Source organism: Helicobacteraceae bacterium (assembly GCA_031258155.1).
In the GTDB taxonomy this organism is placed as follows: domain Bacteria; phylum Campylobacterota; class Campylobacteria; order Campylobacterales; family SZUA-545; genus JAIRNH01.
This window is the reverse complement of record JAIRNH010000045.1, coordinates 19,090-31,153: the sequence shown is the minus strand read 5'-3', so window position 1 is coordinate 31,153 and position 12,064 is coordinate 19,090. Positions and strand designations below refer to the sequence as shown.

At 50.5% G+C, this 12,064-nt stretch carries 13 protein-coding genes; 5 read left to right on the top strand and 8 right to left on the bottom strand.

Annotation, left to right across the window (positions count from 1 at the left end):
* Positions 1-199, top strand: a 199-nt coding sequence (locus LBF86_06175) for a hypothetical protein (GenBank protein ID MDR0665089.1), incomplete at its 5' end; no start/stop codon positions are given.
* A 364-nt stretch (positions 200-563) separates the two neighbouring features.
* On the opposite strand, the gene LBF86_06170 is transcribed toward LBF86_06175, so the two are convergent.
* Positions 564-1,100: a peptidylprolyl isomerase gene (locus tag LBF86_06170; protein ID MDR0665088.1), complete on the bottom strand. Its 537-nt coding sequence runs from the start codon at positions 1,098-1,100 to the stop codon at positions 564-566.
* Positions 1,101-1,305: 205 nt separating this feature from the next.
* Between LBF86_06170 and LBF86_06165 the strand changes: the two genes are divergently transcribed.
* From LBF86_06165 to LBF86_06150, 4 genes are read left to right on the top strand one after another with little or no spacing between them, the layout of a single operon-like run.
* Entirely contained in the window at positions 1,306-3,045 is a 1,740-nt protein-coding gene (locus LBF86_06165; GenBank protein MDR0665087.1) for an alkaline phosphatase, read from the top strand.
* Complete coding sequence (locus LBF86_06160; protein ID MDR0665086.1) at positions 3,032-3,466, top strand: hypothetical protein; 435 nt, start codon at positions 3,032-3,034, stop codon at positions 3,464-3,466. The genes LBF86_06165 and LBF86_06160 overlap by 14 nt, the downstream gene beginning before the upstream one ends.
* Positions 3,463-4,128: an ATP-binding cassette domain-containing protein gene (locus LBF86_06155; protein ID MDR0665085.1), complete on the top strand. Its 666-nt coding sequence runs from the start codon at positions 3,463-3,465 to the stop codon at positions 4,126-4,128. Before LBF86_06160 ends, LBF86_06155 begins: the two co-directional genes overlap by 4 nt.
* Positions 4,122-5,306, top strand: a complete 1,185-nt coding sequence (locus LBF86_06150) for an FtsX-like permease family protein (GenBank protein ID MDR0665084.1) — start codon at positions 4,122-4,124, stop codon at positions 5,304-5,306. The genes LBF86_06155 and LBF86_06150 overlap by 7 nt, the downstream gene beginning before the upstream one ends.
* 970 nt (positions 5,307-6,276) lie before the next feature.
* Here the strand turns inward: LBF86_06150 and LBF86_06145 are convergent.
* From LBF86_06145 to aspS, 7 genes are all read right to left on the bottom strand, one after another.
* The gene (locus tag LBF86_06145) at positions 6,277-6,921 is read right to left on the bottom strand and encodes a DUF5625 family protein (GenBank protein ID MDR0665083.1); all 645 of its coding nucleotides are present in this window, start codon (positions 6,919-6,921) and stop codon (positions 6,277-6,279) included.
* 74 nt (positions 6,922-6,995) lie between these two features.
* Positions 6,996-7,226 carry a hypothetical protein gene (locus LBF86_06140; GenBank protein MDR0665082.1) on the bottom strand — a complete coding sequence of 77 codons (231 nt, stop codon included), beginning with the start codon at positions 7,224-7,226 and terminating at the stop codon, positions 6,996-6,998.
* Positions 7,220-7,489, bottom strand: a complete 270-nt coding sequence (locus LBF86_06135; GenBank protein MDR0665081.1) for a hypothetical protein — start codon at positions 7,487-7,489, stop codon at positions 7,220-7,222. Before LBF86_06135 ends, LBF86_06140 begins: the two co-directional genes overlap by 7 nt.
* 859 nt (positions 7,490-8,348) lie before the next feature.
* A complete protein-coding gene (locus LBF86_06130) occupies positions 8,349-8,921 on the bottom strand; it encodes a hypothetical protein (protein ID MDR0665080.1) in 573 nt (190 codons plus the stop codon).
* Positions 8,922-9,105: 184 nt separating this feature from the next.
* On the bottom strand, positions 9,106-9,627 hold the full coding sequence (gene ppa, locus LBF86_06125; protein ID MDR0665079.1) for an inorganic diphosphatase: 522 nt from the start codon (positions 9,625-9,627) through the stop codon (positions 9,106-9,108).
* A gap of 9 nt (positions 9,628-9,636) precedes the next feature.
* Positions 9,637-10,209 carry an adenylate kinase gene (locus LBF86_06120; GenBank protein ID MDR0665078.1) on the bottom strand — a complete coding sequence of 191 codons (573 nt, stop codon included), beginning with the start codon at positions 10,207-10,209 and terminating at the stop codon, positions 9,637-9,639.
* A gap of 10 nt (positions 10,210-10,219) precedes the next feature.
* Positions 10,220-11,968, bottom strand: a complete 1,749-nt coding sequence (aspS, locus tag LBF86_06115; protein ID MDR0665077.1) for an aspartate--tRNA ligase — start codon at positions 11,966-11,968, stop codon at positions 10,220-10,222.
* Positions 11,969-12,064 lie beyond the last annotated feature (96 nt).

Genomic DNA, 12,064 nt, shown 5'->3' with positions numbered 1-12,064 from the left:
TCTCTCTCTCTCTCTCTCTGAGCGATTAAGCAAAAATAGTTATCAACAAGCGTTTTGGCTAGCGGTAGTTTTAACTACGCTGATCAAGCTGATTTTAGCGGCTGTTGTTCCCCTGACGATTATTTTTCTGGAATTGGCGATCGGCGTCGCGGTTGGGCTTTTTCCACATAAAATATACCATTATCCCGAAGGTAATTAACGGCGCCAAAGGCGGAAAATCAGGCGAAAAATACATCAGGGCGAATTATGGCTACAAATAACCTTGCAGTCGAGATCGCCGCCGACCGATACTAAAGCGTTAAAGTCTTTGGCGCGGCTATAACAAGGCGCAACGGCGGAATCAGGCGCGCTTGCAAAAAAGCTAAACCGCGCGCGATATTATCGACAGCCGCGGTTTAGGCGGCGATCAGGCGCGTTTGCAAATAGGCTAAATCGCTCGCGCCTCTTACGCCCTCGCCGATAATAAAGCGCGGCATGTTTAGTCATACGCAAGACGGGTTCTGTTAATGAAAACTCGCCCGCCCTTTTATTCGACGGACTAATCATACTCGAGACGGATTTGGCTAATGTCCTCCGCAACCGCAACGGCAACTATGCCCGTCGTAGTCGTCGTCATGCCCGCCGCAACACTCCGAGCCTTCCAAAACGCCAGTGGCGATCTCCTGCGCGGTGGCTTCGCGCGTTTTGACCACCGTAACGTCGAAACTTAGGTTTTTGCCCGCGAGCGGGTGGTTGTAGTCAATAGTAACGGTTTCGCCGTCTATCGATTTGACCGTAACCTGCGCGCTATGACCGTTTTCGGTTTGCCCGTAAAGCGTCATTCCCTCGCGCAGATCAACGCCCGCAAACTGCTCTTTTTCGATCCGCTCTAGCGCGTTTGCGTCGTAAGCGCCATACGCCTTTTCGCTCGGCACGATAAGTTTGCGGTTTTCGCCCACGCTCATCAGCGCGATCGCCTCTTCCAACCCCTGCACGATATGCCCGCCGCCCATCAGAAACTCAAGCGCGTCGCCGCCCTTGTTGCTGTCGATTGTTTCGCCCGAAAGCGCGTCTTTAACCTCATACTCTATGCCTACAACCATGTTTTTTTCTATGGACACCGATTAGCCTTTTGATAATGTTTCGCAATTGTAGCGATTTAGCGATTTTTAACGACGACGATCCGATCTGCCGTCGTTTGGTTTTACGTATATTTTACGCAAAATTGATTGCCGTTTGATAATTTGAGGCTAGATTACCTTCTTGCAAACCGATCGCCGCCGCCGTTACGGCGCGGCGTGGGCAATAAAAGCAAAGGAGACGGCGATGAACAATCATAGGTTTAACGCGGCGATCGTCGCGCTATTTATCTCCGCGGCGGCGCAAGCCGACACGATCTACCCGATCGATAGGGCGAGCATGATCGCGGGCGGCAGGTTTGATTTCAAAGTGGAGTTTGACAAGCAGATCAAAGCGGGCGATTTCAAGATCGCCGTCAATGGCAAGGACTACGCGCTAGTATTCGGCAAGAAGGGCGAGTTTATAGAAAACGAGGACAATCTAGGCGCCTCGTCGCTCGTCGTCAAAGACGTTTTTCTACAAACCGCCGGCATTTACGCGGTAGAGGTTAAAGCGCAAGGAAAAACGGCAAAGGTCAATTGGTCGGTTTATGCGCCGCAAAAACTGCCAAAAGCCAAAAACGTCGTCTTGTTTATCGGCGACGGGCTATCCGTAGCGCATCGCACGGGAGCGCGAATCCTCTCAAAAGGCGTTAGCGAAGGCAAGTTAAACGGGCGCTTGGCTACGGACGACTTTCCGTATATGGCGTTTATCGGCACGTCGGGGACGGACTCCATAGCCACGGATAGCGCAAACAGCATGAGCGCCTATATGACGGGGCATAAATCGGGCGTGAACGCGATGGGCGTTTATGTCAGCCGCGCCAAGAACTCTCTAAACCACCCCAAGCAGGAGACTTTAGCCGAGCTGATTCGCAGAACCTCCAATAAATCCGTCGGGATCGTAAGCGACGCGGAGATCGAGGACGCGACCCCCGCGGCGATAGTGGCTCACACGCGGCGCAGAGCCGACAAAAACGAGATTGTCGGAATGTTTTACGACGTGAAACCAGAGGTAATCCTAGGCGGCGGATCGGCGTATTTTCTGCCTCAATCCACGCCAGGATCGAAGCGCAAGGACGAGATCGACTATATCGACCTGTTCCAAAAAGAGGGCTACGCGCTCGCAATCGACGCGACTTCGCTCAAGAAAACCGCGCCTAAAGCCGACAAGCTCTTGGGTCTGTTTCATACGGGCAATATGGACGGCGTAGCCGATCGTAAGATACTCAAAAACGACGTAACGAAAAAGTTCCCCGACCAGCCCGATCTAACCGAAATGACCGCGGCGGCGCTAGAAGTTCTCTCTAAAAACAAAAACGGTTTTTTCCTAATGGTGGAAGGCGCTCTGATCGACAAGGCGACGCACCCGCTGGATTGGGAGCGGGCGATCTACGATACGATCGCGCTGGATAAGTGCGTGCAGATCGCCAAAGATTTCGCCAAGAAAAATCCCGACACCCTGATTATCGTAACGGGCGATCACACGCACGGCATTTCGATTATAGGCGTGATCGACGACGACAAAGAGGGAGATATGCGCGAAAAGGTGGGCGTTTATGCGGAGGCGGGCTTTCCAAACTACGAGGATAAAAACAAGGACGGCTATCCCGACACGCCCGCCGTTTCTAAGCGTTTGGCGGTTTTTATCAACAACTTCCCCGATCACTACGAAACCTTCCGCCCTAAACTGGACGCTCAATTTACGCCCGCGATAAAAAATGAAAAGGGCGAATACGTAGCAAACGAAGCCTACAAAAGCGTTCGCGGCGCGGTTTTTAGAGAGGGCAACCTGCCGCGCTCGAACGATACGGGCGTGCATTCGGTGGATGATATGATCGTTCAAGCGACAGGTCCGGGCGCGGAGGCGATTAGGGGCTATATGGACAATACGGAGTTGTTCAGAGTTATCGCCGACGCGCTCGCTCTGGGCAATGAGAAAAAGTAGCGGCGTTTTTGTCCTACTGTGCGCGATCGCGCTTTTACGCGCCGACGAAGCCTCGCCGCTTAGCTTCGACGAGCTATACGGCGAGACGAGCGCGTTGGGGCTTTCGTTCTCCGACAAGGTTAAATCGCTCGCGGGCAAAAGAGTTTTTATGGACGGCTTTATGGCTCCGCCCCTGAAAGCCAAAGCCAACTTTTTCGTGCTGACAAAAAGACCTATGGCGCTCTGCCCCTTTTGCTCCACAGACGCGGATTGGCCGTCGGATATAGCGGTGGTGTATCTTTCAAAACCGCAGACCTTCGTTCAGAGCAACGCGATTATCCGCGCCGAAGGGATACTCGAATACGGCTCTTATAACGACGAGGAGACGGGTTTTGTCTCGCAACTGCGAATTAAAGACGCGACGTTTAAGAGTATTAGATGATCCTAGTAAAAGACGCAAAGGTTAGCTTCGATAGCCAGATCGCGCTAAACGTAAAAACATTGGCGATCGCCAGAGGCGCGAAGATCGCCGTTACGGGCGAATCAGGAAGCGGCAAAAGCACGCTATTACACATATTGTGCGGATTAGAGAGGATCGACGAGGGAGAGGTGCGTTGGGACGAGGTTGTTATAAGCGATCTCGGCGAGTTAAAACGCGATCGCTTTAGGGGCGAGAAGATCGGGCTTATAGCGCAGGATTTTTATCTCTACTACGGGCTTAGCGCGATTGAAAACGCGCTTCTGCCCGCCTCGTTTCGCTTCTGGCGCGTCCCTAAATCGCTAAAGGCGCGGGCGCTCTATCTGCTGGAGCGTTTAGGGGTGAAGGCGGATCAAAGCGCGCACACCCTCTCGCGCGGCGAAAAACAGCGGACGGCGATCGCGAGGGCTTTGTTATGCAAACCGCAGGCGATTATCGCCGACGAGCCAACCGCGAGTCTGGACGCCTCCGCCGCGACGGAGGCGATCGACGCGCTTCTCGAATTGTGCGAAGAGAACGGCTGCACGCTGATATGCGCCACGCACGATAAAAAGCTAATCGCGCGAATGGGGCGGACGCTGGAGTTGAAAAAGGGCGAGGCGATCGAGGCGCTTTTCCCGTGTTAAAACTGCTAAGAGCCGATCTTAAACGGACGGCGTTTTTTATGCTGGCGCTAACGCTTCTAATCGCGCTTAGCGCGGGGTTTGGAATGTTTGTTTCGCTTACCGAGCGCGCTATAAAAGACGGAAGCGCCAAAGCGGCGGATCGCTTCGATCTACTGATCGCCGCCGCGGGAAGCAAAACGCAGCTTGTATTATCCGTCGTCTTTTTGGATCAGAGCGCGCTTGGCGCGATAAGCGGCGAGCGTTACAAGGAGATCGCAAACGACCCGCGAACGCTATGGGCGGCTCCGCTGGCGTTTGGCGATTACTACGACGGATCGCCCGTGATCGGAACAAACGCCGTTTTGATTAACGCCGCAAATAGCGCCTCGCTTACGGGCAGGGTTTTTGAAAACGCGCGCGAGGCGGTGGCGGGAGCGAAAACGGGGCTGAAAATCGGCGATCGCTTTACCCCGATCCACGGCTTGATTGGGCAGGCTGACGCTAGAACGCACAAAGGCGTTTCCTATCGGGTGGTCGGCTCGGTTTCCTTTGGCGACGCGTGGGATCGCGCGATATTGGTTCCGATAGAGTCGATCTGGAGCGCTCACGGATTGGGGCGCTCGTTTAGCTCCCGTCAAAACCTTGATCACGACGAGGTTTTCCCCGTTTCGGCGATCGTCGTTAAACCTAAAACGATTGCGGGCGCTTACGAGCTTAGAAGCGCGTATAACGCGAACGGAACGCAGGCGGCGTTTCCCGCCGAAGTATTAACAGCCCTCTACGGCGTTTTGGGCGATATAAGCGCCGCGCTCGAAAAGATAGCTTTCGCGGCGCGTATAGCGGCGATCGTCGTTACCGCGATCGCCGTAACGCTCTACATCGGGCTGAAACGGCGGCATATCGCGGCTCTAAGGGCGTTTGGAGCAAACGCGCGGCGCGTGTTTTTGGTTATCTTGATCGGCGCGAGCGCGCTTGCGATCGCGGGTATGGCGCTAGGCGTCGCTCTTGCGCGCGCGGCGGCTTGGCTGGCGGCAAACCAGATCGCCGCTACGCAAAACTTCGAGGCGATCGTAACCTTTGAGGCGCAAGACTTTGCGCCGCTACTGACGCAGTTCGCGATTTTGCTTGTCGCGTTATCGATCGCGTGCGCCTTTTCGTTTCGATATTGCGCCTCGTATTATCTTAAGGACAGCTTTTAACGCGGCGCGACTGACTATTTCAATCAATCTTTGTCCGCGCCGTTTGTCATTCCCGCGCGAAACGCCAGCGATCGTCGCGGAAGAAAGCGGGAATCTATTTTGACAAACTATAGCGATATGGAACGTATACGAATTTCTTTGCTAGATTTCCGAATATATGGGCTCTTTGCGTCTTATCGCGTCCCTTGCCTTCGTAATGAATTTCGCGGAAACGACGATCGGCGAAGCAATATTTTTAGACATTAACGCGCTCATCCAAAGTCGTTTTGCCGGGTTATCAATATTAAAAAGAGTTAACGCAAGGCTTGGAACTGTATTTGGCGATCTTGGCGTGGCATATTCTAATCAAAAGGAGTTCTTGGCTGGAAGCGAGCGCTTACCTCAAGATTGCGCTGCTTGCGAATACGGCTAAATCTGTAAGGGGGGTTGCAAGTTTCATCGTTGGGTGAACAGCAAAGACTTCTCTAAAAACCAATTCTACTGCGAGGCATACAAATCTCTATACAAGAAGATTGAGGCGAGCTTGAAGACGCCAAAACCATAGTAGCTATTACTGCAGAAAGAGCGTCAATACGTGCGCGTTCGCGCGCTTTAAGAGTGTTTTGCAACGCTTTTAGATCGCCTGCTTCGACGTGGAGCTACAGTTATTACGGAAAACGCTCGAGTTTTTTGAAATCGACTTTGATCGCTTGGGTGTAATCAAGCGAGAGCTTATTGCGTATGATCGCCGCGAAAGAAAGCTTACGCTCTGCGATCAATGCTTAAAGCTTCGGAGATCAGCGCTTATTGCCGCTTAGTTTGCGCGCCATCTCAAATTTGCTTGACGTATATCCTTGTCTGGCTTTTTCTTTAGACGCTCTATTTTTCATGCCTTTCGTATCTTAAATTAAGTTTGGAACTTGCTTCAAGTTATTTGCCATGTCTATCATTGTTTAACATATACGACATTGTTGCCTCCTAATTATGTTTATCACTTGACGACCCATCGCCGGATATCAAGATATACTTCCCTATCGTTCAGATACGGAAAATCCTCAAGCGTTTCAAGCCCGATATGATAAACTCCGCGTTCCAGTCTACGATCTTCAATTCCGCGAGCAATATAATTGATTCCTCTTCCAAAAACAGCTCTTGTCGAAAATATCTTGTCAACGGCGCATTTTGCGCTGTCTTTTTTGCAGACCTTTAGCTTTACTGGAATTAAAACTCCATATTTGCTGTCCTCGGGCAAGCTTACATTACGACCGTAGTCAAAATAGTCTTGGCCAAGAAGTTTAGTCATTTGATTACTATCAAACCCTCCGTCTTCTTCAAATCTTTTTACTATAAATTTTAAATGAAACATATAAACGCCTTCTTCTATCCTGACCCTGATCATCGTTTTGTAAACATTCCCTTTCTCGCTTAGATCAACCTTGATTTCGTGCGGCGGAACGGGATAGTCGGAAGGTAGCGCTTGCAAGAAATCATTTATAATAGCCTCTCTAAACATAAAGCCAACAACAAGCGTTGCCGCTATAAGAAAACCTAAAGCGATAAGCGCCAATAAAATAACCATTTGCGCTAAAAGGGGCGCTTTATTAAATAAATTCACCGCTTTGCTAAACAGTTTCAAACGCTCTCCCTCTCAATTTGTTCAGTTCCAATCAGCGCCGCTTTCTGGAAATTGACACGTTACCAATATTTACCTTAAAGAAAGCTCAATCCTTCCGTTAAGCTCCAGAAGCTCTTTGCGGCGATTTCAAATCGAACCTCGCCCTCTCCGTCGGAGTCGTAGATAACGTCTTTGTCGTTGGCTATGTATGTGTCGAAGTTTTTGTTACCTTCGAGACGATCCAAGTCTAAATCAAAGCCGCCGCTTAATAGTTCGACGCCTTCTTCTCCATAGAGCTTATCGTTATCTTTACCTCCGTCTAGCAATCGGTGCTCGCTCCGCTTTCGAGATAGTCGTCGCCTTCGCCGTATGTAATGTAGTTATCGATAAAAGTGTTGGCGTTGCTAACCTCGCTGATGTGAAGCCCATAGAGGGTCTTCACCGCGAGAGAGCATAATCGACGCAAAGACAGTATCACATGATATACATAACACGGGGCGATCAAGTAGTGCCCTCTTAACGTTTGATATAACCGCGACACCCTTACGCTCCTGAGCGTTTGAATACCGCCCAATTGCGTCTGAGACATCACGTCGCCTCTCTCGCCCTACTTTCTTAGCGCCTGCTCGATAGCCGGGAGCATATCAATTGCTGTTCGCTCGGCGGTGTTTTTGTTTTGACCGTCTTATCGCGCACTTTAGCGATGCAGATATAAATTTTTCTGTTCGTAAAATTGATAGCTTACACCGCTTCAAAGACATCATCTCTGACTGGCTTATACTCGTGAAAACGTTACAGCAAGCTAATTTCCTTGTACTGGCTATCAACCGCCAAAATTTGCTTCGTTTTTTCCAACGAAAACTAGTGTTTTTCCGCGCTTTACACGCGGGAAACTTTTACTAACTTAAATGAGTTAGAGGGCATAACCCCTTCGATCATCGCATCGCTAAGAATTTGTGAAAACACCATTCTCAAGTTCTTTAATCCGCCTGATCTCGCGCTACGTTTATAAGATGACGCTTTGAGTTATTCGCGCAATAATTCAAGCGGTGAAATCGAAATAATACGGAGAGAGCCGCAGGTGCGATAATGTTGCGAAAATCGCCGCTTGTAGTTTTCTACGTCGCCCACAACACCACGACTTCCAGACCGTCAAGCGTTATAATCCTTAGCGCTACACGCTTTCATTGTGGAAAACGCTAAAGTTGTACTGAGAAATCGTGAGAATAATGAATACCATTCTTTTTTTTGCGGGTTTGTATCTCTTGCCACTATCGCAAAAGGACTAACGAGAACAACGGATGGCGTGTCCAATGTTTTTATTACCATTCTTTGTCTTTCTGCCATTGTCCGCGACTTTATAGCGCGGGTTAATGCCTCGTGTTGGATGCTGTAAGAAAAAAAGAGGGAATCGGAAGACAATTTATTATGTTCATTTGCCAGCAACGTTATATTCCACGAATCACGATTGGGGTGCCCATGCCATTAATTTCCGTCAAAATTGAATAAAGTTCATCACGCTTTCCTTCGGTAATAAAGTTGATGTTAGCCGCTCCAAAGTTACCGTTAAACTTGATGTAATACACAGTATTCTTGTTTGCGCTCTTGTATATCTTATCGTAACGCGTAATGTCTCGTATTTCCGAGATGCGGACACGGCTACGTTTAAAAGCCTGAAGTAAAAAACTTGGCCTGAAATAATCTAATATGTTATTAGCCGCGATGCCTCCGCCAGGAAATTCTAAAATATCATCTCGCAGATAAAGAATGACGCCGCTCAACCTAGCCCTAGCAATCAGCACTGAAAAAGCCGCGAAAAACAAACAAATTGTGATACCTGTGATATCTATTTTTCCAATCATGCCCTTCTCTATGGCAGGCATCGCAAAAAAGACAAAACCTGCAAAGAAAAAGACTACTGGCACTATGATGAATCCCCACACTTGACGAACATCTTTGATACGATATCCATCACCGCTAAAACCTTGTAGTTTATGACCGCTACTTTGAATACGCTCCATAACTCCATCTCCCTTCCTACTTGTTGAATCAACATAACTACACAGTATAGTAACATATTAATCCTAAAGCAAATTTTAAAGCGTTTATCGTTGGAACGCCGCCGCCTTGCATATGCACGGCCACGGTTTGCGCCTTAGCGTCTCGTTAGCGCAAACGCGAGAGTGGTCGGGAACGCAAATGGCGTTAGTCTTTGTAGGCTTTAAGCGCCTTATCAAGCGCGGCTTTGGCTTCATCTACGCCTTTGAAATCCTTGACCTTTACCCATTTGCCCGGTTCTAAAATCTTGTAGGTTTCAAAGAAGTTTTTGATCCGTTTAAGCGTGATTTCGGGCAGTTCGTCGAGTTTAGAGACGCGATCGAACTGCGGATCGATTTTGGAGTTTGGAACGGCGATAAGTTTCTCGTCCAGACCGCTTTCGTCCTCCATAACCAACATTCCGATCAGACGGCATTTAATAACCGATCCCGGCGCCACCGCGTAGTCGCCTAATACCAAAATATCCGCCGGATCGCCGTCGTCGGCAAGCGTTTTAGGCACGAAGCCGTAATTCGCGGGATAAAACACCGACGAAAACATCACCCGATCGACTACGATCGCGCCGCTTTCTTTGTCTAGCTCGTATTTGATATTTGAACCGTATGGTATCTCAATAACCGCCGTAATCTTGTTGGGATTTTCACCCGCGCTTAATTTCGTAATATCCACAAAGTCCCCCTATAGTTTGGATTGAATAAAGTCGTTCATTTCGCTTACGATCTCGTCGATCGCCCGCTCGCCGTCGATCTTTTTTAGCAGATTCTTTACGGCGTAAAACCTGCGTATATCTTCGATCGGCTCAAGATAAACGTTCATTCGGTTATCAAACACCTTCTCGTCGTCGTCCGCGCCGCGCGCGCGTCCAAGAACCCGCTCTCTCGCGGTTTTTTCGCCTACCTCGACCTCGATCACCGCCGCTAGTTTTACGCTTTTTTCGTTTTTAAGAATCGTATCTAACGCATCCATCTGATCGACGCTGCGCGGGTAACCGTCGATAATCACCGCGTCTTTGTCGCTTTGTTTGATCGCGCCCACGATCGTATTGACCACGATCTCAAGCGGCACCAGATTGCCCTTGCTGATAAAACCGTCTATCGCTTTGCCGCGATCGCTGCCGCTCGCCACTTCGGCGCGAAGCAGATCGCCCGCGCTGTAGTGCGCGATCTTTTCAGGCGAGTTTTTGGCTATGCGTTCCGCGTCGGTTGTTTTGCCGCTGCCGGGCGCTCCGATTACTAAGAATATTTTTTTCATTGTCGCTCCTCTATCTATTTTGTTTGCGAAGGCGCAAACCAAGCTCGCTTAACTGCGCCTCTTCCGCCTGTGCGGGCGCGCCGCTCATCAGACACTGCGCGCGTTGCGTTTTTGGAAAGGCGATCACGTCTCGAATGCTCTCCGCGCCGCTTATAAGCATAATCAATCGATCAAGCCCGATCGCAAAACCGCCGTGCGGCGGCGCGCCGAATTTCAAAGCGTCTAGCAAAAATCCAAACTTAGCGTTCTGCTCTTCGGGCGAGATATTCAGCAGCTTGAACACCTCTTTTTGAAGCTCCTCGTCATGAATGCGGATACTGCCGCCGCCAAGCTCGCAGCCGTTAAGAACGACGTCGTAGGCGATCGATTGTATCTCCTCTGGATCGCTCGCGCCTAGATCGCGCGGGCGGGTGAAGGGGTGGTGCAACGCCGCGAGTTTGCCGTCCTCGCCGCGCTCGAACATCGGAAAATCGACGACCCATAGGAAGCGAAACTCGTTTGGATCGGCTAGTTTAAGCAGTCGCGCGATCTCTTGGCGGAGCCGCCCCATATAATCCAGCACAATCTTTTTGCTCCCCGCGCCAAAGAAGATCAGATCGCCCTCCTTAGCCCCCGCGCGCTCGATAATCGCCCTCTGCTCGTCTTCGCCCAAAAACTTGACGATCGGACCTTGCAACGCGCCCTCTTTTAGCTTAATCCACGCCAACCCCTTCGCGCCGAACTTGGCGACAAAATCGGTCAGATAGTCAATCTCTTTGCGCGTGAGCCGATCGCCGTTTTCCACTTTAAGCGCTTTGATTCTGTTGCGCTTAGCGTCTTTGGCGATCTCGGCGAACACCTTCAAGCCCGTATTTGAAAACAGGTCGATCACATCGATCAGCTCCAGAGCGTAACGCAGATCGGGCTTGTCCGAGCCGTATATCTCCGTCGCGTCGCGATAGCTCATTCGCTCAAACGGAATAGTTATGTCGCGTTCGGCGGCTTTGAACGCGGCTTTTAGCAGCTTCTCGGCTACGTCCATCACTTCGTTATCGTCGCAAAAGCTCATCTCTACGTCAACTTGCGTAAATTCGGGCTGGCGATCGGCGCGAAGGTCCTCGTCTCGAAAACAGCGGGCGATCTGATAGTAGCGATCAAACCCCGCGATCATAAGCAGTTGTTTGAATAGTTGCGGCGACTGCGGCAGCGCGTAAAACTCGCCCTGATGAACGCGGCTTGGCGTAAGATAATCCCTCGCGCCTTCGGGCGTGGGGCGCGTCAAAATCGGCGTTTCAATCTCCGTGAAGCCTTGCTCTAGCAAGCTGACGCGCATAGCGTGGCTTACGCGCGAGCGCAAGCGAAAATTCTCCTGCAGTTTGGGGCTTCGCAGATCGAGGTAGCGGTATTTTAGCCGCGTCTCTTCGGAGACCTTATGATCGCCGATCGCAAACGGCGGCGTGGCGCTTTTATTCGCGATCGTAAGCGTATCTACCACAATCTCGATCTCGCCCGTTTTCAGGCGCGGATTGGTCAGCCCCTCGCCTCTTGCGCGGACTTTGCCCTTAGCCGCGATCGCAAACTCGCCTCTAACCGCGTTTGCGCTCTCGTGCGCCTCCTTGCTATCGGCGGGATCGCAAACAAGTTGAATAATCCCGCTTTTATCCCTAAGATCGATAAAGATAACGCCGCCGTGATCGCGCGCGCTATCCGCCCAACCCGCAACCTCAACCTCTTTGCCTATATCGTTTCGGCTTAACTCCGTCGCGTATCGCGTTCTCAAAACCTTCCTTAAACAGACGCAAAATAAACCGCGATTTTAGCCTACCTTTACTTCCGCCTGTTTGATCAAGGCTCGCGGTTGTGGCTATTATGCGAT